The sequence below is a fragment of the Methyloversatilis sp. MC4-4 genome (genome assembly GCF_049843555.1).
In the GTDB taxonomy this organism is placed as follows: Bacteria; Pseudomonadota; Gammaproteobacteria; order Burkholderiales; family Rhodocyclaceae; genus Methyloversatilis; species Methyloversatilis discipulorum_B.
This window is the reverse complement of record NZ_JBBHZK010000001.1, coordinates 48,881-70,620: the sequence shown is the minus strand read 5'-3', so window position 1 is coordinate 70,620 and position 21,740 is coordinate 48,881. Positions and strand designations below refer to the sequence as shown.

The following is a 21,740-nucleotide window of genomic DNA, read 5'->3' as shown; positions in this document are numbered from 1 at the left end:
ACCTCAGGACTGGACGCCGGCGCGCTCGTACAGCGCGGTCAGCCAGGCGTTCGCCTGGTCGAAGTCGTAGCGCTTCAGCGCGTCGCCGAGCGAGGCGGCCAGCGACTCCAGCGATGATCCAGCCAGCAGGCGCTGCAGCTCGAGCGCGCGTGCCACCGCTTCGGCGTCGCTGTCGGCGATCAGTTGCGCCAGTGCGCGCAAGGGCTCCACCAGCTGGCGGGGGTCGGGCGGTGCACCGTCGGCGACGGCCTCGTCGGCCACCCACGGATGTGGCAGCAGTGAGCCGATCAGCGCATCGAGCTCGCGGGTGAGTGCCGTCGCCGCGGCGTCGATGTCGGCGTCGGCCGATTCGCGCGCCAGCAGCCCTTCCAGTTCCGATGCCAGCCCGTGCAGCGTGTGCGCGCCCACGGTGCCGGCCAGGCCGCGCAGCGTGTGCGCCAGCCGCGCCGCCGCCTGCGTGTCCGGTCCACGGCGCGCCTCGTCGAACTGCGCGGCGAAATCGCGCTGTCCGCGCAGGAAGGCGCGCAGCACGCGCCGGTACAGCTGCGGCTTGCCCATGCAGTGCGCCAGCCCGGCCGCGGTGTCGATACCGGGCAGCGCGGGCACCGCGTCGTCGGGCGCCGCCGGCGCCGCCGCGCCGGACTGCCTGTCGGCACCGGGCTGCGGATGGACCCAGCGCGCCAGCGTGGCGAACATCTGCGGCACGTCGAGCGGCTTGGGAATGCAGTCGTTCATGCCGCAGTCGTACATGCGCGCGCGGTCCGCCTCCAGCACGCTGGCCGTCATCGCGATCACCGGCAGGTTCTGCAGACCGGGCAGGCCGCGCAGCGTGCGGGTTGCGGTATAGCCGTCCATCACCGGCATCTGGCAGTCCATCAGCACCGCATCGAAGCGGCTGCCGCCAGCCAGCAGGTCGACCGCCTGCTGACCGTCGCCGGCGATCACCACCTCGACGCCGGCGCGCTCGAGCAGGTCGTGCGCCAGCTCCTGGTTCAGTTCGTTGTCCTCGACCAGCAGCACGCGGGCACCGGCTACCGCCGCCATGCTGGCTTCCAGCCGTTCGTCGCCGGGCGTCGGGGCGTGTGCGTCGGCGCGCCGGCCGTAGGCCTGCGATACCGCGTCGAGCAGCGCCGACGGGGTGACCGGCTTGTGCAGCACCGCTTCGAAATGGCGGCCGGCCGACTGTGTAGCGACGTCGTCGCGGCCCAGCGCAGTGACCAGAATGAGCCGCATGCTGCGCTGCGGCCAGCGTCGCCGCAATTCCTCGGCGAGGCGTACGCCGTCCATGCCGGGCATCTTCCAGTCGATCAGCATGAGACCGTGCCGACCTTCGTCGGCGGCCAGCATGTCCAGCGCCTCGTCGCCACCGCTGGCGACGTCGACTTCGAGGCCGATGCCGCGACAGAGTGCCGCCAGTACATCGCGCGCGCCCGGGTGGTCATCGACCACCAGCACGTGCGAGCCGGGCATGGTGTCGGGCAGGCGCTCGGGTACGGCGTCGGCGCTGGCCTGCAGGCCGAAGCGGGCGGTGAAGTGAAAGGTCGAGCCGCGGCCGGGTTCGCTGTCCACCCAGATGCGGCCGCCCATCAGTTCGACCAGCTGGCGCGAAATGGTGAGCCCGAGGCCGGTGCCGCCGTAACGGCGGGTGATCGAGCTGTCGGCCTGGGTGAAGGGCTGGAACAGGCGCGCGATCTGCGCCTCGTCCATGCCGATGCCGGAATCCCGCACCGTGAAGTGCAGTTCGACCGCACGCTCGTCGCGCGCCTTCAGTTCGACGCCGATGATCACGTCGCCGTGCTCGGTGAACTTGATCGCGTTGCTGCCGAGATTGATCAGTACCTGACCGAGTCGCACCGGGTCGCCGATCAGCGCCGTGGGCAGCCCGGGTTCGGCGCTGAACAGCAGTTCCAGCCCCTTCTCCTCAGCCCGGATACCGATCACGTCCACCATGTGGTTGATCACCGCGTCGAGGCGGAAGTCGATGTGCTCGATGTCGAGACGGCCGGACTCGATCTTCGACAGATCGAGGATGTCGTTCAGGATGGCCAGCAGGCCGTGCGCCGAGCGGTGTGCCTTCTCGATGTAATTGCGCTGGCGCGGCGACATGTCGTCGCGCAGCGCCAGATGTGTCATGCCGAGGATGGCATTCATCGGCGTGCGGATTTCGTGCGACATGTTGGCGAGGAAGCTGGACTTCAGCTGCGCCGCCGCCTCGGCGGCATCGCGCGCGCGCAGCATCGCGGCCTCGGCTTCCTTCTTCAGCGTCACGTCGTGCGCGATCAGGCAGTACAGCCGGCGCGCGCCCTGCTGGATGGGGATGACCGCCAGTTCGACCGTGAAGACGCGATCGCCGGCGCCGGCAAACTGCCATTCGCGCATCTGCGGTCGCCCCGCCTCGCTGGCGTCCGACAGCAGACGGCGCGCGGCGACGGCGCTCGATTCGCCGTCGGGCTGGCGCTCCGGCGACAGTGGCGTTTTCCACGGCACGCGGCCACGCAGCGCCTCTTCCGACGGCAGGCCGAACAGCGCAAGCGTGGCCGGGTTGCAGCTGATGACGCCATCGTCCTCGTCGTAGAAGAAATAGCTGTCGAAGGAGTGCTCGAACAGCGCGCGGAACTTGGCTTCGCCGAGCTTGCGTTCGGTGATGTCGAGCCAGTAGCCGTTGTAGATCGTACCGCCGCGGCCGTCGGGCATCGGCGTGCTGTCCACGCGCAGCCAGCGCGGACCGGACGGCGTACGCACCTGCAGTTCACGCGAGCGCACCGGCGGGCTGTCGTCGTCGATGCCGCAGGCGCGCCACAGCGCGCCCGGGTCCTCCGCGACTTTCTCCGCCGTCCGCCCGAACAGTGCCTCGACGCCATGACCGAGGAAGGCGAAGCGTCCGCCGCGGCCGAGCGGGCGGTGATAGCGGAACACGGTGAGCGGCAGCGCATTGGCCAGTTCGAGCAGTTCGCGGCGCGTGCGCTGGGTGTCGATATTCTGCCGTTCGCGCCGGAACCACAGCGCGATCAGCGCGAGTCCGAGCAGGCCGACCACGAGGCCGCCGGCGATGTGACGCCGCCACAGGGCCGCCTCCTCGCGCAGCGGGAGCAGCACCCAGACGGTGTAGGGCGAGTCGTCCATCGCGCGTCCGAGCACCAGATGGCGCAGGCCGTCCACCACCTGCAGATGCACCGTCGTCTCGTCGTCCAGCCGGGTTTCGTCGCCCTGCCACGGCAGCACCGGCGGTACCACGCCATAGCGCGCCTTCAGCGTGGCGTCGTCGATCGGATCGTCGATCGCTGGCGCGAAGCGCTTGAGCACCAGCTCGGGCGGCGACCCCAGCACGATCACGCCGTTGTTGTCGGCCATCAGTGCCAGCTGGTCGTAGCCGCCGAACAGATGGCGCATCGTCTCGGCGTCCTGCTTCAGCACGAGTACGCCGGGCGGGCGCCCGACCACGTCCACGCGCGCCGAGAAGTAGAAGCCGGGCACATTCGTCGTGCGCCCCATCAGGTACTGCAGGCCGATCCCGCCGTCGACCGCCTGACGGAAGTACTCGCGATCGGCGTAATTGAGCCCGAGCACCGCGTACGGCAGGTGGAAACCGCTGTCGGCGATGGCATTGCCGTCGGCGTCCAGCAGATAGACCAGCCCGAGATTGAAATCCTGCGCGACGGCGTTGAGCAGGCTGCTCACGCCGAGCGCGTCGCGCCGTTCCATCAGATGCTGCCGGAGCGCCGGACCGGGCGGCAGCGCGCGGATCGCCTGTTCGCCCGCCTGCGCCGCCAGATACTTCTGCAGCGCATCCTGCCGCGCCAGGGTCACCGGCAATGCGGCCAGCTGACGGAAGGTGGAGGACAGCGATTCGTTCAGGCTGTCCAGGCGCAGCGCGCTGCGCGCCTGCGCGTCGAGCAGGTATTCGTGGCTGGCACTGCGCGCCGCGAACAGCGTAACCAGCGCACAAAGGACGAGCCAGATCGCGACCAGCGCGACGAAGCGGCGCTGGAAGGCAACGGTGTCCTGTTCGAACGGTGGTTCCTGCATCGGCTGTATTCTCTTTGGCGCGGGGCATCCGGCATCGGATCCGTCGACAGGACGGGGCCGCCGCGTGCGCACCGGTGACCCCTTGTTATCGGCCGGCGGCCGCACATCTTGACCAAGCTGGAGCCTACCCCTTCGGGGCCGTTACCGGGGCACGATGACCCCCGTGGCACGGCGCAGGGTGACCTAGGTTACGGATCGGGAGACGGCAGAGAGGCTATACATCGTCCCGTACCGCAGCGCCGGACGGCATTCCGGCCGCACACGAGGAAGAACCGACCCATGACCCGAGACAGCCTGCAGATCGAAAGCTTCTTCGACGAAGCAACCAACACGGTGAGCTACATCGTGTTCGACCGCGCCACCCTGGCCTGCGCCGTGGTCGACAGCGTGCTCGACTACGACCCCAAGTCCGGGCGCACCTCGACCGCGTCGGCCGACCGCATCGTCGCCCGCGTACGCGAACTGGGCGCGCGGCTGGAATGGATACTGGAAACCCACGTCCATGCCGACCACCTGTCGGCCGCACCGTGGATCAAGCAGCAACTGGGCGGCCGGCTGGGCATCGGCGAACACATCGTCACCGTGCAGCGGGTGTTCGGCAAGCTGTTCAACGCCGGCACCGAATTCGAACGCGACGGCAGCCAGTTCGACCATCTGTTCCGCGATGGCGAAACCTTCAAGATAGGCAGCCTGCAGGCGCGCGCACTGCATACGCCGGGGCACACGCCGGCCTGCATGTCCTACCTGATCGAGGACGCCGCCTTCGTCGGCGACACGCTGTTCATGCCGGACTATGGCACCGCACGCTGCGACTTCCCGGGCGGGGATGCGCGCACGCTGTATCGCTCCATCCGCACGCTGCTCGCGCTGCCGCCGGAAACCCGGCTGTTCATGTGTCACGACTACATGCCGGACGGCCGCGCGCCGCGCTGGGAAACGACGGTGGCCGACGAACGCGCGCACAACATCCACGTGCATGACGGCATATCGGAGGACGACTTCGTCGCCATGCGCACCGCGCGCGACGCGACGCTGGACATGCCGGTGCTCATCCTGCCGTCGGTGCAGGTGAACATGCGCGCCGGCCATCTGCCGCCGCCCGAGGACAATGGCACGCGTTATCTGAAGATTCCGCTCGATGCGCTCTGACGCGAAGGCCAGCGGGCGCGGCACAATCGACGCCGTGAACACCGGAACTTCGCACACCGACGGCCAGGCCGCACGGAAGGCCACGCACGCACCGGCCCGCCGCGTGCGCGGTCTGGCGCGCTGGCTGCCGGTGCTCGACTGGGCACCGCGCTACGACCGCCCGGCCTTCGGCGCCGACCTGCTGGCTTCGCTCATCGTGACGCTGATGCTGATCCCGCAGAGCCTGGCCTACGCCCAGCTCGCCGGCCTGCCGCCGCACATCGGTCTGTACGCGAGCATCGCACCGCTGTTCGCCTACGCACTGTTCGGCAGCAGTCACGCGCTGTCGGTCGGCCCGGTTGCGGTGGTGTCGCTGATGACGGCGGCGGCAGTCGGCGGACTGGGCATCGCCGACGAGGCGGCGCGGCTGCAGGCGGCGCTGACGCTGGCCGCGCTGTCCGGCGTCATGCTCATCGCGATGGGTGTGCTGCGGCTGGGCTTTCTCGCCAGCTTCCTGAGCCACCCGGTGGTGTCGGGCTTTCTCACCGCGTCCGCGCTGCTGATCACGCTGAGCCAGCTCAAGCACCTGCTGGGCATACGCGCCGACGGCGACACGCTGCCGGAACTGCTGCCGCCTCTGCTCACCGGGCTGCCCGCCACCCATCTGCCGACCGCGGCGCTCGGCGCCGCCGTACTGGCCTTCCTCTACTGGACGCGCACGCGCCTCAAGCCATTGCTCGTGCGGCTCGGCGCCGGGGCGCGCACCGCCGATACCTGTGCCAAGGCCGGGCCGGTGCTGGCCGTGCTCGGCAGCACGCTGCTGATGTGGGCGCTGCAACTGGACGAGGCGGGCGTGCGCAAGGTGGGCGACATTCCGGCCGGGCTGCCACCGCTGACGATGCCCTCACTCGATCCGGCGCTGCTGTCGCAGCTGGCGCTGCCGGCGCTGCTGATCAGCATCATCGGTTTCGTCGAATCGGTGTCGGTGGCACAGACCTTCGCCGCCAAGCGCCGGCTGCGCATCGAGCCGGACCAGGAGCTGATCGGCCTCGGCGCGGCCAATCTGGCGGCGGCGGCAACCGGCGGCTATCCGGTAACCGGCGGGCTGTCGCGTTCGGTGGTCAATTTCGACGCCGGTGCGGCGACGCCGGCGGCCGGCGCGTTCACCGCCGTCGGCATCGCGCTGGCGTCCCTGACGCTGACACCGGCGCTGCACTATCTGCCGCAGGCCACGCTGGCCGCCACCATCGTCGTGGCCATCCTGACTCTGGTCGATGCCGACACGCTGCGCAGGACATGGCGCAGTTCGCCACCCGACTTCCTGGCTGCCGCCACGACGCTGGTCGTCACCCTGCTGTTCGGCGTGGAAGCCGGCGTCAGCGCCGGCGTCGTGCTGACGCTGCTGAATCACCTGTGGCACGCCAGCCGCCCGCACATGGCGGTGGTCGGCCGGGTACCCGGTACCGAGCACTACCGCAACGTCGAGCGCCACGCGGTCGATACCGATCCGTCGCTGATCGGCCTGCGCGTCGACGAAGGTCTGAACTTCATGAACGCACGCCAGGTGGAGGACCGCATCCTGGCGCTGGTGGCCGCGCAACCGTCAGTGCGCAACGTGGTGCTGATGTGTTCGGCAGTCAACGACATCGACGCCAGCGCGCTCGAAATGCTGGAGAGCGTGGTGCACCGTCTGAAGGACATGGGGGTGCTGCTGCACCTGTCGGAAGTGAAGGGGCCGGTGATGGACAAGCTGGAACGCACCGACCTGCTGCCCCATCTGGGCGGCCGGGTGTTCCTGTCGCATCACGCGGCGGTCACTGCGCTGACTGCCGGAGCTTGTCCACCTCGGTCCTGAAGCGGCGGCGCAGTTCTTCGGTCGGCTGCCCTTTCGCCTGCGCCGCCTGGATGGCGCGCAGGATGTCGACCGCGCCAGCGTCCTCGGCCAGGGTCTGTACTGCCGGCGTAGCCCCGCCGGCGACCAGTTCGGCGCGCTCGGCACCGGCCTTGCCACGTTTCGCCGAGATGACCAGCGCCGACGGCGGCGCCTTCACCGTCTGTTTCGCCGACGCCTTGCGATGGCGCTCGACTGCCGCCATGAACTGGCGGCGCAATGCTTCGGTCGGCTTGCCCTGGGCCTCGGCCTGACGCAGCTTGTTCAGCAGTTCGCTCACTTCGGGTGGCGCCGGGATCGATGCCTGCGGCGGCGGCGTCGGTGCGGCCACCGGCGGTGCGCTGACCGCCTCGGCCACGTTCTCCTGCGGTGCCACCAGCGTCGCGATCTTCAACCGGTTGTAGCGCAGCGCCCAGGCCAGCGCGTTCTCGCCACGATCGGACACCGCGGTGGTGCTGGCGCCAGCGTCGACCAGCGCCTTCACGATGGCCTCGTTGCCCTCGCGCACCGCCATCATCAGCGGCGTCGCCAGATTCGGCGCACGCGCGTCCAGCTTCGCGCCGTGACGCAGCAGCAAATCGACGATGCGCGTCTTGCCGGCGAAGGCGGCGTAATGCAGCGCGCTCCAGGTCTTGTCCGGCGGATTGAGCGACGCACCGCGCTCGATCAGCCACTCGACCGCCCGCTGGTGGCCCTTCCACGCCGCCAGGGCGATCGCCTGCTCACCGATGCGGCTGACGTAGTCGATATTGGCGCCGCGCTCGACGAACAGCTCCATCAGCCGGATATTGCCCTCGGCCGCCGCGATCATCAGTCCGCTGCCGGTGACGTCGGCCTCGAAATCGGGCGGCAGCCCTTCGTCCAGCCAGCGGGACGCGGAACGGATGTCGCCCATCTCCATCGCCCGTCCGAAGCGTGAAGGATCGGGCAGTTCGGCCTGTGCCGATGCCATGAAGAAGGCTGCGCTGACGGTGATCAGCGCGCGTGCGGCTGCATTCAAATCGTGAGTCCTTGTGAGGGCCACAGCCGCGCCGGCGCGGCTGCGGCAAAATGGGAAGGAGTTTACCGACCCCGCCTGACGGTTTGTCCCGCCTGAAACTTCCTTTCGCACTTGCACTGTCCGCACTGCTGCACGCCGCTCTGCTGCTCTGGCCCCACGCGTCCGACGCGCCGGCGGCGCCGACGGTCGAGCGACTGCAGGCCCGTCTGCTCGCGCCGCGTCCGGCCGAAACGCAGCCGGAGCCGCCTGCGGCTACCCCACTGCTGAAGGACACGCGCAGCGAGCGCGCCGACGAGGCGCCGCCGGCGCCGGCCGTCGTGGCTGCGCCGCGCGCAGCTCCGGTCGCCAGCGCCCGGGCGCGCGAACGCGCGCAACGGCAGCTGAACAAGCACGTGTTCTATCCGCAGGAAGCGATAGACCGCGGGCTCGAAGGCGAAGTGAGACTGCGTCTGGTGCTCGACGACTCGGGCCGCGTGATCGACGCCGCCGTGCTGGCCGGCAGCGGTCACCCGCTGCTCGACCGCGCCGCCCTCGACGCCGCCCACCAGATCGGCCGCATCGACGCCGGCGGTGCACGTGAACTGCTGCTGCCGGTCGTGTTCAGGCTCGAGTAGTCGGCCTCGACGGCGGATCGAGCGTGCTTTCGTGGGAGCGGCCTTGGCCGCGACACGGCCGCTGCGGTCCGCCGGCTCTGATGCAGGCTGCTGTCGGGGTCAGAAGACCCCTCCCACAGAACCCAGGCTCAGACTGGGTCGTCGTCCTGCGGCAGCTCGGGCGTGGTGTCGGGGACGCGGTATTCCTCGTTCGCCCAGGCACCGAGGTCGATCTGCTTGCAGCGCATGCTGCAGAAGGGTCGTGCCGGGTTGGAGGGTGCGTACAGCGCGGGTTCGCCACAGCGCGGGCAGACCACCATGCGGCCGGCGGGGGGTGTTGCGGACGTACTCACAGATTGCAGAAGGTCAGTTCGAAGCCGACGTCGGTGTCGGTGACGCGCGGACGGGCGTGGCCGCCGTGCGCGATAAAGCGGATGTTCAGCGCGTACTTGTTGGCGCTGATCTCGGGTGTGAAGGGCTCGTTCAGCGGCACGCGCAGGCGCAGCATCTGCGCCGACTTGCCACCCATCATCATCTGGAACGCGCCATTGCCGGCGATCTGCCGCTCCGGCCGCCCGCTGGCACGCAGCAGGCGCAGCACGATGGTGAGACCGTCACGGATGGGCAGCATCGGGTTCAGCCAGCTGGCCAGATCGGCCTGCCGCGCCGACGCCTCGCGATGCCGCCAGTAGTGGTAGGACGGCAGATCGAATTCGCACAGCCCGCCCGGAATCGCGGCGCGGCTCTTGATGCTCATCAGCCACTCGTTCTCGCGCAGGTACTGACCGATCTTGCCGGCCATCGCGAGCAGCGCGGCACTGGCCTGCTCGATCTCGTACAGCGCGCCAGACAGCGCCTCTTCGGAAATGTCGGGGTTGTTGCGGAAGGACATCAGCGTCTGGCGCTGGCGCTCGAGCTCCTGCACCAGATCGACCTTCAGATCGGCCCGCGACGCGACTTCGAGGATTTCGAACAGACTCACCAGTGCGACATGGTGTTCGTGCGCCCCGTCGCTGCGCATGAAATGCTGCGTGCGCTCGAACAGATCCTCCAGGCGCAACAGCGTGCGTATGCGCTCGTTCAGAGGATATTCGTAAGTGATCACAGGGGCTTGTCCGGCACAAGTTCAAGCAAATTCTGATGATTCTGACCGAAAAGCCGCACAGTCACAACGCTCCGGCGGGCTTTTCTGCTGCAGCCAGTGTCAGATAGCGACGATGCAGCGCGTCGACCCGGGCCGGCAGCGTCTGCGCCGGACCGCTGTTGTCGATCACGTCGTCGGCCGCCGCCAGCCGCTGCGCCCGCGTCGCCTGGGCGGCGATGATGCGGTCCGCCTCGTCGGCCGACAGGCCGCTGCGCGCCATCGCGCGCGCGCGCTGCTGATCGACCGGGCAATCGACGACCAGTACGCGGTCGCAGCGCTCGCGCCAGTTGCCGGCCTCGACCAGCAGCGGTACGGCCAGCACGACATAAGGTGCGTCGCTGGCCTCGACCCGGCGGCGGGATTCGGCGCGGATCAGCGGATGCAGCAGCGCTTCGAGCCGGCTGCGGGCGGACGGGTCGGCGAATACGTGTGCACGCATGCGGGCGCGGTCGAGCGCGCCATCGGCAGCGATGAAGTCGTCGCCGAAGGTCGCGCGCAGCGGCTCGATCGCGGCGCCGCCCGGTGCGGTCAGCGCGTGCGCGATGGCATCGGTATCGACCAGTCCGGCTCCGTGCGCGACGAACAGGTCGGCCACCGTCGACTTGCCGCTGCCGATGCCGCCGGTCAGACCGACCACGAAAGTCATGGGCAGTCCGCCGGCTCGACGCCGTCGACGGTCGCCAGCGGCTCGGCCAGCAATGCCGTCAGTTCGGTGTCGCTGCCGCGCAGTTCCAGGCGCAGGCGTCCGGCCTTGCCCTCGCGCATCGCGATGCGCGCGCTGCGCACCCCCTGCCCGTTCAGGCTGGACATCAGTTCCTTCGCCGCCGTTTCGGTCTTGAACAGGCCGAGCGAGATGGCGAACTTCTGACCGTCGGCGTCCGGCATCAGCGCCATCTCGCGCACGCCCAGCGCGCGCAGTTCAGCCTGCTTGCGATCGGCCAGCTGGCGTGTCGCGAGATCGGGTATATGCACCCACCACGACGGGCTGCCCGGCTGCTCGCTTTCAGTGACTTGCACTGCCGGGTAGGCCTCGCGCGCGCGGGCGACGAACGGGTCGGCCTGCTCGCGGGTGAAGCCGGCCAGCACGCGACAGACGGCGGCCGGCGTCGCTTCGGCGTCTGTGGCCGGCTCGCTCGCGACGACCGGCGCAATGGCCACCACCGGCGCCGCTGCGCCACCACCGACCGGAACGATGCGGATGCGCTCGGGATCGATCTGGCTGGTCAGGCGCAAGGGCTCGGCGCCGTCATTGCCCAGCGCCAGCATGCCGGACGCAAAGGGCCACAGCGCGATATTGATCAACAGCAGGAGGAGGAAGGCGAGACGCATCGGTATCAGTGCAATGACGGACGCAGCGCGAAGCAGTGATCCGTCATTTCATCACATCCGCCGCAACGCGGGCCAGCCCGCGCAGCACCAGATTGTCGACGCGGCGATGGGCGCAGGCCAGATAGGGCGACAGCGCCTCGGCACCGCCACCCGACAGCAGGATGGTGGCATCGGCGCCCAGCCGCGCCTGCACGCGCTCGATCAACGCCGCCTGGGCGCCGGCGCAGCCGTTGTGGATGGCATCGTCGGTATTGCGCGGCCACTCGACCGGCGCACCCTGTGCGTGCGGCAGACCGGCCGTGTTGCGCGCCAGCGACTCGAGCATCAGGTGCAGGCCAGGCAGGATGTAGCCCCCGAGAAAGCGGTCGTCGGCGTCGAGCACGTCGACCGTGGTGGCGGTACCCGCGGTCGCCACCACGAGCGGACCGCGCTCCAGCGTGCGCGCGCCGATGAGCGCCGCCCAGCGGTCGGCGCCGAGGCGTGACGGCGTCGCATACATATTGGTGATGCCGCAGGCCGCCGACTGCGACTGCACGCGATGCGCCACACAGCCGGACGGCAGCGCGGCGCGCAGCGCGGCATCGACCGCGTCACCGGCGACGCAGGTATAGACCGCGGCCGTCGCGTTGCGCCAGGCCGAGGCGAGCGGCGCGCCATCGATGTCGGCAACGTCGATGCCCGATTCGGTACCCGGTGCGTCGCCCTGCAGCCACGCCCATTTGATCCGGCTGTTGCCGGCATCGATCAGCAGCACCATGGAATCAGTTCCGGACCGGCGCGCGCAGCGACACGTCACCCGCCAGCACGCGCTCGATGCGGTCACCACAGTCGAGCAGCAGCGCGCCGTCGGCGTCGGCACCGACGCACAGGCCGCCCAGCGCGCGCATTTCACCTTCGACCTCGACCGCACACCCGGCATGCAGATTGAGTCGGTTCCAGCGCTCGGCGAAGGCAGAGAAACCCTGCGCGGCAAATACCGGCAGCGCTGCGGCCAGCGCGTCGAGTGCGGCGGCGGCGATGCGCAGCCAGTCCGGCTGCGGCGGCGTGCCGTCGAACAGGGCGGCTGTCGGCAGCGCGTAGTGGCCGGACGGCGGCGGCGCCAGATTGATTCCGACGCCGATCACCGCGTCGGTATGCGTCGGCGTCGACGCCAGTTCGATCAGCACGCCGCCCAGCTTGCCGGCGCCCTGCCCGGTCGCGCGCATCAGGTCGTTCGGCCACTTCAGTGCCAGCCCATCGAAACCCTGCGCCGTCAGCGCCTCGGCCAGCGCGACGCCGACCGCCAGGCTGAGACCGGACAACCGGTCGGCGCGACCGTCGAAGCGCACGCGCAGCGAGAAGGTGAGGCTGTCGCCAGGCAGCGCCGTCCAGCTGCGGCCACGGCGACCACGGCCACCGGTCTGCGCCAGCGCGAACAGCGCGCACGGCACGCCGTCGCGGCGTTCCAGCAGGTCGCTGTTGGTGCTTTCGGTGCGCGCACAGACGTCGACACGCCAGTCGGCGGGTACGGAGGGTGCGCGGTCGCGCAGTGCTTCGGCGAGAGTGGAGGCGTCGTCGGCAATCATGCGGCGGATTGTAGCCGCGCAGCCGGGCAGACGCCCGGCTGCGCACTCACTCGCTGTCGCCGTCGGCGTCGCGTCCGCCTTCGATGTTCAGCTCCTGGATCTTGCGCGTGATGGTGTTGCGCCCGATGCCCAGCAGCTGCGCCGACTCGATGCGGCGGCCGCCGGTGCTGGCCAGCGCGCGGCGGATCAGCGTGCGCTCGAACTCCTGCACCAGATGGTCGAACAGTGCCGGCTGCTTCAGCGCGATCAGGCGATCGACCTCGGCGGCGAGCGAAGCGACCCAGTCGCCGGTCACTTCACGCGCCGGCTGGGCGCGCAGTTCGGCCGGCAGGTCCTTCACGTCCACCGTCTGGCCGGGTGCCATCACGGTGAGCCAGTGGCACAGGTTCTCCAGCTGGCGCACGTTGCCCGGGAAATCCAGGCCCTGCAGGTAGCGCATCGCCGGTTCGGACAGGCGCTTGGCATCTACGCCCAGTTCCTGCGCGCTCTTCGTCATGAAGTGCTGGGCCAGCAGCACGATGTCCTCGCGTCGCTCGCGCAGCGGCGGAATGCGCAGCCGGATTACGTTCAGCCGGTGGAAAAGGTCCTCGCGGAACAGGCCCTGCTTCACCCGGTCTTCGAGGTTCTGGTGGGTAGCCGCAATGACGCGCACGTTCGACTTGATCGGCGAGTGGCCGCCGACACGGTAGAAGTGGCCGTCGGACAGCACGCGCAGCAGACGGGTCTGCAGTTCCGGCGGCATGTCGCCAATTTCGTCGAGGAAGAGCGTGCCGCCGTCGGCCTGTTCGAAGCGGCCGCGCCGCGTCGCGGTGGCACCGGTAAAAGCGCCGCGTTCGTGGCCGAACAGTTCGGATTCGAGCAGATCGCGCGGGATGGCGGCGGTGTTGATCGCGATGAAGGGCGCTTCGCGGCGCGGACTGTGCCGGTGCAGCGCACGCGCCACCAGTTCCTTGCCGGTCCCCGACTCGCCGTTGATCAGCACCGTGGCGTGACTTTGGGCGAGCCGGCCGATGGCACGGAACACGTCCTGCATCGACGCCGCCTTGCCGAGGATTTCCGGCGCCATGTCGGCTTCCGCCGGCGCCCCACCCTGGTGCATGCTTTCCTCGATTGCACGCCGGACGAGTTCGATCGCGTGGTCGACGTCGAAAGGCTTGGGCAGGTATTCGAAGGCACCGCCCTGGAAGGCGGCGACCGCGCTGTCGAGATCCGAATACGCGGTCATGATGATGACCGGCAGACTGGGGTGACGCGCCTTCACCTTCTCCAGCAGAGACAGTCCGGACTCGCCCGGCATGCGGATGTCGGACACCAGCACCTGCGGCTGGCCACCGGCGTCGAGCGCATCGAGCGCCTCCTGCGCGGTGGAATAGGCTTCAAAGGGAATGGACTCGCGTGCAAGGGCCTTTTCCAGCACCCATCGTATCGAGCGGTCGTCGTCGACGATCCAGACCGGATTCATGGTTTCTCCGTCGTGCCCTGCTTGAAGGGCAGAAGTATTGTGAAAACTGTATGGCCGGGCCGGCTCTGCACCTCGATGGTGCCGTGGTGCTGGTGCACGAAGCTCTGCGCCAGCGTCAGCCCGAGGCCGGTGCCGCCATCGCGGCCGGACACCAGCGGATAGAAGATGCGATCGAGCAGCTCCTCCGGGATGCCGGGGCCGTTGTCGATCACTTGCAATTCGAGTGCCAGCTTGTGGCGCCGCTTCACCAGCGTGGCCTGGCGGTAGGCGCGCGTACGCAGCCGGATCACGCCGTCGCCCTGCATCGCCTGCGCCGCGTTGCGGGCGATATTGAGCACCACCTGGATCAGCTGTTCGCGGTCGGCCACCAGATCGGGCAGGCTGGTGTCATAGTCGCGCTGCACCGCCACCTTCGGGAATTCGGCGCCGATCAGCAGGCGCACGCGCTCCAGCACCTCGTGCACGCTGACCGAACTGACCTGCATCGCACGGTGCGAATGCAGCAGCCGATTCATCAGATCCTGCAGGCGGTCCGATTCCTTGATGATGACCTGCGTGTACTCGCGCTGATCGGGCCGCTCCAGTTCGCCCTCCAGCAGCTGTGCGGCCCCGCGGATGCCACCCAGCGGGTTCTTGATTTCATGCGCGAGGTTGCGGATCAGCTCGCGGTTGGCCTGTTGCTGCTGCAGCAGCTGTTCCTCGCGCGCAACGCGCAGTTGCTGGTCGATCGGACGGAACTCGAGCAGGATGCGAGCGGCATCGGCATGCACCGGCGACACCGTGCAGTCGAGCTGCAGCGGACCGCCGAGCAGACGCTGCACAGTGAGGTTGTGGCCGGTATAGCTCCAGTCCTTGGCCAGCGCATTGTCCAGTGCGGTGTCCAGGCCGTGATCGGGGCCGATCAGGCGTTCGCAGTGCTTGCCGACCAGCTTTGACGAACTGACCGCGAACAGATTTTCCGCGGCCGGATTCAGATAGACGATGTTGCGTTCCGCGTCGAGCAGCGCGACCGCGCTGGCGAGAAGTTCGAGCCCGTTGAAGCGGTCGGGCCAGACGCGGGTAGGGGTACGGGGCGAAGGCAGGCTCATGGCGCCAGATTACGCAAGAAGCGCGCCAGGGCCGATGCGCCGGAGCGCGGGACGCTCAGGGCAGTTTGGAAATCTCCTTGCGCAGCGCGTCGACGTTGCGTTCGTGCAGAGCGACATTGTCCTTGAGCCCCTGGATGCGATCGAGATACTTCTGGTAGTTGCGTTCATCGCCCAGTCGCACCGCTTCGCCCTCGGTGAGCGCCTTGCGCGCCGCTTCGAGATTCTTCGTTTCGGTGTCGAGTTCGGCTTCGAGTATGCGCCGGCGTTCGCTGTCGCGCGCCTTCTGCTGGTCGCCGCTGACGCTCGGGAAGCCGCCCGACGGGGCCGCCGGCTTGGGCTGCGTCGCCGCCGGCCCGGGCACCGAACTGACCGGCATTTCGCTGGACAGCAGCTTGCAGCCGCGCGCACGCGACTTGTCGTTGGTATAGGTGACGTGACCATCGGCATCGACGCACTTGTAGACGTCAGCCGAGACGGGCAGGGCCGCAAGCGCGGCCGCGGTGGCAATCAGGATGCGGTTGAAACCTCGGAGCATGTGGGTCACCAGAACGGATCGGGTCATTGCCGGGCGAGTGTAGGACGCCCGCCCGCGCAGTGACAATGAAAAAGGACGGCAAGTTGCCGTCCTTTTTCTCGGGCCGGAACGCACATGCCGTCCCGACCTTCAACGCCACGCGTGCGGCTTTCGCCGACACGCGTTCCGGAAAACCGGATCAGAGGCTGTAGTACATCTCGAACTCGACCGGGTGGGTCGTCATGCGGGTGCGGTTGACTTCGCCCATCTTCAGTTCGATGTAGGCAGCGATGAAGTCTTCCGAGAACACGCCACCCTTGGTCAGGAAGGCGTGGTCGGCTTCCAGCGCGGCCAGTGCTTCGTCGAGGCTGGCGCAGACGGTCGGGATGAGCTTGTCCTCTTCCGGCGGCAGGTCGTACAGGTTCTTGTCAGCCGGGTCGCCCGGGTGGATCTTGTTCTGCACGCCGTCCAGACCCGCCATCATCAGCGCGGCGAAGCACAGGTAGGGGTTGGCCAGCGGATCCGGGAAGCGGGTTTCGATGCGACGGGCCTTGTCGCTGGCCACGTGCGGAATGCGGATCGAAGCCGAACGGTTACGCGCCGAGTAGGCCAGCTTGACCGGTGCTTCGTAGTGCGGAACCAGACGCTTGTACGAGTTGGTACCCGGGTTGGTGATCGCGTTCAGCGCCTTGGCGTGCTTGATGATGCCGCCGATGTAGTACAGCGCGAACTCGGACAGGCCGGCGTAGCCGTTGCCCGCGAACAGGTTCTTGCCGTCCTTCCAGATCGACTGGTGAACGTGCATGCCAGAGCCGTTGTCACCGACGATGGGCTTGGGCATGAAGGTCGCGGTCTTGCCGTAGCTGTGGGCGACGTTGTGCACGATGTACTTCAGCGTCTGCGTCCAGTCGGCGCGGCGGACCAGGGTGTTGAACTTGGTGCCGATCTCGTTCTGGCCGGCGGTCGCCACTTCGTGGTGATGCACTTCGACCGGGATGCCGACGGCTTCCAGTGCCAGCACCATGGCGGCACGGATGTCGTTGTGCGAATCGACCGGCGGAACCGGGAAGTAGCCGCCCTTCACTGCCGGACGGTGACCGGTGTTGCCGCTCTCGAACTTCTCGCCCGACGACCAGGCGGCCTCTTCCGAGAAGATCTGCACGCGGCAGCCCGACATGTCGATGTTCCACTCGACGCTGTCGAAGATGAAGAATTCGGGTTCCGGACCGAAGTAGGCGGTGTCGCCCAGGCCGGAGGACTTCAGGTAGGCCTCGGCGCGCTTGGCGATCGAGCGCGGGTCACGGTCGTAGCCCTTGCCGTCCGACGGTTCGACCACGTCGCAGCTGATGACCAGCGTGGTTTCGTCGAAGAACGGGTCGATGAAGGCGGTTTCCGGATCCGGCATCAGCAGCATGTCGGAAGCCTGGATGCCCTTCCAGCCGGCGATCGACGAACCATCAAACGCGTGACCTTCGGTGAACTTGTCTTCGCCGAACGCGCTGATGGGCACGCCGACGTGCTGTTCCTTGCCACGGGTGTCGGTGAAACGGAAGTCGACGAACTTGACTTCCTTTTCCTTGATGATGTCGAGAACCTGCTTCGCGGTGGTCATGAATCTCTCCTACGAGGTATGTATGTGCAACAGTCGGCTTGAAGGGTCACGACGAGCCGTCGCCGGTGTCCGACGACAGCTCCGGCGCAGCCATGGCGAACGACCCGATCGAGGGTACGCCCCGGCTGCGACTTTTCCTGCTGCGCGGCCTGAAGCAGAACCCGTGCCACGCGATCATTTCAACCTTGTGATTGTGCCACATGCGGGCTTGCGGCCGGTGACATGCACAAAACAGGCGCAGCAATGCACCAACATAGGGATATCGACAAACACAATGCACCACTTCGGTGCCTTTCTGTCCGCAGGAATGGCGCGCTATATACTTCCGTCCATTCAATAGATGGGCGTACGCCATGGCAACACTCGGACAAATCCTCGGACTCGCGCGCGAGCGCGCGCAACAGCTGCAACTGCCCTATGCCGGCGCGGTCACACCGACCGAAGCACACGAACTGTTGAAACTGGCCCCCGGCGCCCGCATCGTTGACGTGCGCACGTCGGCCGAATGGCAATGGGTCGGCGAGGTGCCGGATTCGGTGCAGATCGAATGGAATACGTCCAACGGTCAGCGCAACCCGGATTTCCTGACCCAGCTGAAGCACCAGGTCGATCCGGAGGCGCTGGTGATGTTCCTGTGCCGCAGTGGCGGACGTTCGCATGGCGCGGCCGCGGCCGCGGCCGAAGCCGGTTACAGCAACGCCTACAACATCCTCGAAGGCTTCGAGGGTGACGCCGACGCCAATGGCCACCGCAATACGGTTGGCGGCTGGCGCAAGGCCGGACTGCCCTGGCACCAGGGCTGAACGCAGTTCAAGGACACCGCATGCAAGTCGCCACCATCAGTTTCGACCGCTTCAACGCACTTGCCGACGAACAGGCGCAGGCGCGCATCCTTGCCGCGCGCGAAAAGCTGGGCAAGCGCGCGGTCATCCTCGGTCACCACTACCAGCGCGAGGACGTCTATCGCCACGCTGATCTGACCGGTGACTCGCTCAAGCTGTCGCGTCTGGCCAGCCAGACCGATGCCGAGTACATCGTGTTCTGCGGCGTGCACTTCATGGCCGAGGTGGCGGACATCATGTCCAAGCCGGAGCAGATCGCCATCCTGCCCGACCTCGCCGCCGGCTGTTCGATGGCCGACATGGCCAACCTCGCCAAGGTCGAGCGCTGCTGGCGCGAACTGCGTGGCCTGCTCGGCGACGACCCGGACAACACCTTCACGCCGGTCACCTACATCAACTCGGCGGCCGACCTGAAGGCCTTCTGCGGCGAGCACGGCGGCATCGTGTGCACCTCGTCGAACTGCGGCAGCATTCTCGAATGGTCGCTGGCGCGGCGCGAGAAGGTGCTGTTCTTCCCCGACCAGCACCTCGGCCGCTGGACCGGCTACAACATGGGCATTCCGCTTGCGGACATGCTGGTGTGGGACCCCGATCTGGAGAACGGCGGCCTCACCGCCGAACAGGTGGCGAAGGCGAAGATCCTGCTGTGGAAGGGTCACTGTTCGGTGCACCAGATGTTCCAGCCCTCGCACATCCTGCGCTGGCGCAACCAGAATCCGGACGGCATCGTCATCTCCCACCCGGAAAGCGCTTTCGAGGTGTGCCGCCAGTCGGACTTCGTCGGCTCGACCGAATACATCCTGAAGACGGTGAAGGCCGGCGCGCCCGGCACCAAGTGGCTGGTGGGCACCGAACTGAATCTGGTGAATCGCCTCGCCGACGAAGTGAAGCACGAGGGCAAGACGGTGCAGTTCATGGCGCCCACCGTCTGCATGTGCTCGACCATGCAGCGCATCGACCCACAGCATCTGGCGTGGACGCTCGAAAATCTGGTCGAGGGCAATGTCGTGAATCGCATCAGCGTGCCCGCGCACGAGGCCGTGCCCGCCAAGCTCGCGATGGACCGCATGCTGGCTGCTTCGCCATAAGGTCTTCCGCTTCATGGACTGGATGCAGGCCTGGGAACTTGCCAGCTATGTCGTGACGACACTGGGCCTGCCGCTTGCCGTCATCACCTTCATCTATCAGCAGCGGCGCGAGCGCGACAACGAGGACGAAGAGGCGTACCAGATGCTGTCGGACGCCTACATCGACTTCCTGAAGATCGTGCTCGCCAACCCCGACCTGCCGCTGCGCGAGAACCATGCGCCGGAACAGCTCAGCGACGAGCAGCGCCGGCGCATGCAGACCATCCACCAGATGCTCATTTCGCTGTTCGAGCGCGCCTATCTGGTCGCCTGGACCGACGAACCCGACGGGCTGGCGGCGCGGCGCTGGGCCTCGTGGGACGACTACATGCGCGAATGGCTGGCGCGCGACGCCTTCCATGCCGAACTGCTGATGCTGCTGCGCGGCGAGGACCCGGCATTCTGCCGCCACATGTTGAAGCTGGCCGACGAAGTGCGCGGCCACCCGCTCACCTCATGACCGAACTGCGCATCTGCACCTGGAACATCCACAAGGGGTTTTCGCAGTTCAATCGCCGCATGGTGATCCACGAACTGCGCGAACGCCTGCACGCATTCGGCGCCGATCTGGTGTTCCTGCAGGAGGTGCAGGGTCAGCACCACGGTCACGCCGAGCGCCACGCCGACTGGCCGACCGAGCCGCAGTACGAATTCCTCGCCGACCAGATGTGGCCGGCCACCGCCTACGGCCGCAATGCGGTCTATGACCACGGCCACCACGGCAACGCCATCCTGTCGCGACACCCGATCTCGCAGAGCGGCAACGTCGACGTGTCGGCGCATCGTTTCGAGCAGCGTGGCCTGCTGCACTGCGTGATCGAACCGGACGGCGCCCACCGCGTGCACGCGCTGTGCGTGCACCTCGGCCTGACCGCGCGCGGGCGACGCCAGCAGTACGCGATGCTGGCCGAGCACATCCGCCGCACCATCCCGGCGGAGGACGGCCTCATCGTCGCTGGCGACTTCAACGACTGGTACAACCGGGCCGAAGAGCAATGGTCGCGCGCACTCGGTCTGCACGAGGCGCACAGCGTCATGCACGGCCGCCCCGCGCGCAGCTTTCCCGCCGCCTTTCCGCTGCTGCGGCTGGACCGCATCTACGTGCGCGGCGTCGACGTACGCGAGGTGAAGCTGCACTCCGGGCCGCCCTGGTCGCGCGTGTCGGATCACGCCGCGCTGACCGCACGTTTGGTCCTGCCGACGCGATGACCCGTCTGCTGCCCGGCAACGACATCCAGCTGCTGGTGTGCGGCATGCAGTACTTCCCGGCGCTGGAAGAAGCGATCGACCGCGCGCACAGCGAAATCTTCCTCGAAACCTATATCTTCGACGACGACGACACCGGGCGCCGCATCGCCGCCGCACTGGCGCGCGCAGCGCAACGTGGCGTGCGGGTTCGCGTGCTGGTCGATGGATTCGGCGCGCGCGACTTCGAGGTCACGCACCAGAGCGCACTCGAAGCCGCCGGCGTGCATGTGCTGATGTTCCGCCCGGAAGTCGGCCGCATGAGTTTCCGCCGCAACCGTCTGCGCCGCATGCACCGCAAGATGGTGGTGGTCGACGCACAGACCGGTTTCGTTGGCGGCATCAACATCATCGACGACATGCACACGCCCGGCCACACGCCGCCACGCTTCGACTACGCGGTACGCGTGCGCGGGCCGCTGGTGGCGCGCATGCACCTCGAATGCCAGAAGCTGTGGGAGCGCGTCGCCTGGGCGACGTTGCAGTTCCGGCCGCGCCTGCCGCGCACCAGCCGCTACGCCAACCGTCACACCGGGAAGATGCGTGCAGCGCTGCTGGTGCGCGACAACCTGCGCCACCGGCATGACATCGAGAACGCCTACCTGCAGGCGATAGACGGCGCCTTCGAGGAGGTGCTGATCGCCAATGCCTACTTCCTGCCCGGCCGGCGCTTCCGGCAGGCGCTGATCGCCGCCGCCGCGCGCGGCGTCAAGGTGACGCTCATCCTGCAGGGGCGCGTCGAGTACGCGCTGCTTCATTACGCCTCGCAGGCGCTGTACGGCTCGCTGCTGTCGCAGGGCATACGCATCTTCGAATACCGGCGCAGCTTCCTGCACGCCAAGGCGGCGGTGATCGACCAGCACTGGGCCACCGTCGGCTCCAGCAACATCGACCCCTTCAGCCTGATGCTGGCGCGCGAAGCCAATATCGTCGTGCACGACATCGGCTTCGCCAACGAACTGCGCCAGAGCCTGCGCGCCGCCGCCCGCCACGGCGGACGCGAGTTGCGGCACCGCCAGTGGAAGACCCGCCCACTGCACGAACGGCTGCTGCGCTGGATCGCCTACGGCATGGTGCGGCTGATGATCGGCCTGGCCGGCGAACGGGTGAGCCGGCATATGCTGCGCAAGAAATAGCGCGCTTTCAGCGTGATTTCAGCTTCCTTCCCTACACT

Annotated in this window: 21 protein-coding genes; 9 read left to right on the top strand and 12 right to left on the bottom strand. The window is 67.9% G+C overall.

The genetic code is table 11. The annotated features are described in order from the left end of the window. Positions 1 to 3: 3 nt before the first annotated feature. The gene (locus tag WDZ97_RS00310) at positions 4 to 4,026 is read right to left on the bottom strand and encodes a response regulator (protein ID WP_425761449.1); all 4,023 of its coding nucleotides are present in this window, start codon (positions 4,024 to 4,026) and stop codon (positions 4 to 6) included. 279 nt (positions 4,027 to 4,305) lie between these two features. Here WDZ97_RS00310 and WDZ97_RS00305 point away from each other — a divergent pair, with 279 nt between their 5' ends. Next, positions 4,306 to 5,175: an MBL fold metallo-hydrolase gene (locus WDZ97_RS00305; RefSeq protein WP_304001940.1), complete on the top strand. Its 870-nt coding sequence runs from the start codon at positions 4,306 to 4,308 to the stop codon at positions 5,173 to 5,175. Between the two features lie 34 nt (positions 5,176 to 5,209). Beyond that, positions 5,210 to 7,009, top strand: a complete 1,800-nt coding sequence (locus WDZ97_RS00300) for a SulP family inorganic anion transporter (RefSeq protein ID WP_425761448.1) — start codon at positions 5,210 to 5,212, stop codon at positions 7,007 to 7,009. Here WDZ97_RS00300 and WDZ97_RS00295 read toward each other — a convergent pair. After that, complete coding sequence (locus WDZ97_RS00295) at positions 6,969 to 8,045, bottom strand: ankyrin repeat domain-containing protein (RefSeq protein ID WP_425761447.1); 1,077 nt, start codon at positions 8,043 to 8,045, stop codon at positions 6,969 to 6,971. The two genes, WDZ97_RS00300 and WDZ97_RS00295, sit on opposite strands and share 41 nt — an antisense overlap. Positions 8,046 to 8,128: 83 nt before the next feature. Between WDZ97_RS00295 and WDZ97_RS00290 the strand changes: the two genes are divergently transcribed. Next, complete coding sequence (locus WDZ97_RS00290) at positions 8,129 to 8,659, top strand: energy transducer TonB (RefSeq protein ID WP_425761446.1); 531 nt, start codon at positions 8,129 to 8,131, stop codon at positions 8,657 to 8,659. A 128-nt stretch (positions 8,660 to 8,787) separates the two neighbouring features. On the opposite strand, the gene WDZ97_RS00285 is transcribed toward WDZ97_RS00290, so the two are convergent. The 10 genes from WDZ97_RS00285 to glnA form a co-directional block, all read right to left on the bottom strand. Continuing rightward, the gene (locus WDZ97_RS00285) at positions 8,788 to 8,958 is read right to left on the bottom strand and encodes a DNA gyrase inhibitor YacG (RefSeq protein ID WP_304002770.1); all 171 of its coding nucleotides are present in this window, start codon (positions 8,956 to 8,958) and stop codon (positions 8,788 to 8,790) included. Between the two features lie 29 nt (positions 8,959 to 8,987). Beyond that, on the bottom strand, positions 8,988 to 9,743 hold the full coding sequence (gene zapD / locus WDZ97_RS00280) for a cell division protein ZapD (RefSeq protein ID WP_020165536.1): 756 nt from the start codon (positions 9,741 to 9,743) through the stop codon (positions 8,988 to 8,990). 61 nt (positions 9,744 to 9,804) lie between these two features. Next, positions 9,805 to 10,428, bottom strand: coding sequence for a dephospho-CoA kinase (coaE, locus tag WDZ97_RS00275; protein ID WP_425761445.1), 624 nt, complete (start codon positions 10,426 to 10,428; stop codon positions 9,805 to 9,807). Then, positions 10,425 to 11,111, bottom strand: a complete 687-nt coding sequence (locus WDZ97_RS00270) for an SPOR domain-containing protein (protein WP_425761444.1) — start codon at positions 11,109 to 11,111, stop codon at positions 10,425 to 10,427. Before WDZ97_RS00270 ends, coaE begins: the two co-directional genes overlap by 4 nt. Positions 11,112 to 11,154: 43 nt before the next feature. Continuing rightward, the gene (locus WDZ97_RS00265) at positions 11,155 to 11,868 is read right to left on the bottom strand and encodes a type III pantothenate kinase (protein WP_425761443.1); all 714 of its coding nucleotides are present in this window, start codon (positions 11,866 to 11,868) and stop codon (positions 11,155 to 11,157) included. Between the two features lie 4 nt (positions 11,869 to 11,872). Then, positions 11,873 to 12,676, bottom strand: coding sequence for a biotin--[acetyl-CoA-carboxylase] ligase (locus tag WDZ97_RS00260; RefSeq protein ID WP_425761442.1), 804 nt, complete (start codon positions 12,674 to 12,676; stop codon positions 11,873 to 11,875). 46 nt (positions 12,677 to 12,722) lie between these two features. Further along, positions 12,723 to 14,138 (bottom strand): nitrogen regulation protein NR(I), encoded by a 1,416-nt coding sequence (gene ntrC, locus WDZ97_RS00255; RefSeq protein WP_019917186.1) that lies wholly within the window; start codon positions 14,136 to 14,138, stop codon positions 12,723 to 12,725. Then, positions 14,135 to 15,226: a nitrogen regulation protein NR(II) gene (glnL, locus tag WDZ97_RS00250; RefSeq protein WP_304001916.1), complete on the bottom strand. Its 1,092-nt coding sequence runs from the start codon at positions 15,224 to 15,226 to the stop codon at positions 14,135 to 14,137. The genes ntrC and glnL overlap by 4 nt, the downstream gene beginning before the upstream one ends. A gap of 55 nt (positions 15,227 to 15,281) precedes the next feature. Further along, the gene (locus WDZ97_RS00245) at positions 15,282 to 15,761 is read right to left on the bottom strand and encodes a DUF4124 domain-containing protein (protein ID WP_425761441.1); all 480 of its coding nucleotides are present in this window, start codon (positions 15,759 to 15,761) and stop codon (positions 15,282 to 15,284) included. 178 nt (positions 15,762 to 15,939) lie between these two features. Beyond that, positions 15,940 to 17,352, bottom strand: coding sequence for a type I glutamate--ammonia ligase (glnA, locus tag WDZ97_RS00240; protein ID WP_019917181.1), 1,413 nt, complete (start codon positions 17,350 to 17,352; stop codon positions 15,940 to 15,942). A 38-nt stretch (positions 17,353 to 17,390) separates the two neighbouring features. On the opposite strand from glnA, the gene WDZ97_RS00235 reads away from it, so the two are divergent. From WDZ97_RS00235 to clsB, 6 genes are all read left to right on the top strand, one after another. After that, positions 17,391 to 17,543 carry a hypothetical protein gene (locus tag WDZ97_RS00235; RefSeq protein ID WP_020165544.1) on the top strand — a complete coding sequence of 51 codons (153 nt, stop codon included), beginning with the start codon at positions 17,391 to 17,393 and terminating at the stop codon, positions 17,541 to 17,543. A 162-nt stretch (positions 17,544 to 17,705) separates the two neighbouring features. Continuing rightward, positions 17,706 to 18,155, top strand: coding sequence for a rhodanese-like domain-containing protein (locus WDZ97_RS00230; protein WP_425761440.1), 450 nt, complete (start codon positions 17,706 to 17,708; stop codon positions 18,153 to 18,155). A 20-nt stretch (positions 18,156 to 18,175) separates the two neighbouring features. Beyond that, a complete protein-coding gene (gene nadA / locus WDZ97_RS00225) occupies positions 18,176 to 19,282 on the top strand; it encodes a quinolinate synthase NadA (protein ID WP_425761439.1) in 1,107 nt (368 codons plus the stop codon). Positions 19,283 to 19,295: 13 nt separating this feature from the next. Further along, positions 19,296 to 19,781: a hypothetical protein gene (locus WDZ97_RS00220; RefSeq protein WP_304001908.1), complete on the top strand. Its 486-nt coding sequence runs from the start codon at positions 19,296 to 19,298 to the stop codon at positions 19,779 to 19,781. After that, positions 19,778 to 20,530, top strand: coding sequence for an endonuclease/exonuclease/phosphatase family protein (locus WDZ97_RS00215; protein WP_425761438.1), 753 nt, complete (start codon positions 19,778 to 19,780; stop codon positions 20,528 to 20,530). The genes WDZ97_RS00220 and WDZ97_RS00215 overlap by 4 nt, the downstream gene beginning before the upstream one ends. After that, positions 20,527 to 21,702, top strand: a complete 1,176-nt coding sequence (gene clsB, locus WDZ97_RS00210; protein WP_425761437.1) for a cardiolipin synthase ClsB — start codon at positions 20,527 to 20,529, stop codon at positions 21,700 to 21,702. Before WDZ97_RS00215 ends, clsB begins: the two co-directional genes overlap by 4 nt. Positions 21,703 to 21,740 lie beyond the last annotated feature (38 nt).

Excerpts from the sequence above, each read along its gene's own strand:
- WDZ97_RS00310 (WP_425761449.1), bottom strand. The coding sequence starts at position 4,026 with ATGCAGGAACCACCGTTCGAACAGGACACCGTTGCCTTCCAGCGCCGC.
- WDZ97_RS00305 (WP_304001940.1), top strand. The coding sequence starts at position 4,306 with ATGACCCGAGACAGCCTGCAGATCGAAAGCTTCTTCGACGAAGCAACC.
- WDZ97_RS00285 (WP_304002770.1), bottom strand. The coding sequence starts at position 8,958 with ATGGTGGTCTGCCCGCGCTGTGGCGAACCCGCGCTGTACGCACCCTCC.
- coaE (WP_425761445.1), bottom strand. The coding sequence starts at position 10,428 with ATGACTTTCGTGGTCGGTCTGACCGGCGGCATCGGCAGCGGCAAGTCG.
- WDZ97_RS00270 (WP_425761444.1), bottom strand. The coding sequence starts at position 11,111 with ATGCGTCTCGCCTTCCTCCTCCTGCTGTTGATCAATATCGCGCTGTGG.
- WDZ97_RS00265 (WP_425761443.1), bottom strand. The coding sequence starts at position 11,868 with ATGGTGCTGCTGATCGATGCCGGCAACAGCCGGATCAAATGGGCGTGG.
- WDZ97_RS00260 (WP_425761442.1), bottom strand. The coding sequence starts at position 12,676 with ATGATTGCCGACGACGCCTCCACTCTCGCCGAAGCACTGCGCGACCGC.
- ntrC (WP_019917186.1), bottom strand. The coding sequence starts at position 14,138 with ATGAATCCGGTCTGGATCGTCGACGACGACCGCTCGATACGATGGGTG.
- glnL (WP_304001916.1), bottom strand. The coding sequence starts at position 15,226 with ATGAGCCTGCCTTCGCCCCGTACCCCTACCCGCGTCTGGCCCGACCGC.
- WDZ97_RS00245 (WP_425761441.1), bottom strand. The coding sequence starts at position 15,761 with ATGCTCCGAGGTTTCAACCGCATCCTGATTGCCACCGCGGCCGCGCTT.
- glnA (WP_019917181.1), bottom strand. The coding sequence starts at position 17,352 with ATGACCACCGCGAAGCAGGTTCTCGACATCATCAAGGAAAAGGAAGTC.
- WDZ97_RS00230 (WP_425761440.1), top strand. The coding sequence starts at position 17,706 with ATGGCAACACTCGGACAAATCCTCGGACTCGCGCGCGAGCGCGCGCAA.
- nadA (WP_425761439.1), top strand. The coding sequence starts at position 18,176 with ATGCAAGTCGCCACCATCAGTTTCGACCGCTTCAACGCACTTGCCGAC.
- WDZ97_RS00220 (WP_304001908.1), top strand. The coding sequence starts at position 19,296 with ATGGACTGGATGCAGGCCTGGGAACTTGCCAGCTATGTCGTGACGACA.
- WDZ97_RS00215 (WP_425761438.1), top strand. The coding sequence starts at position 19,778 with ATGACCGAACTGCGCATCTGCACCTGGAACATCCACAAGGGGTTTTCG.
- clsB (WP_425761437.1), top strand. The coding sequence starts at position 20,527 with ATGACCCGTCTGCTGCCCGGCAACGACATCCAGCTGCTGGTGTGCGGC.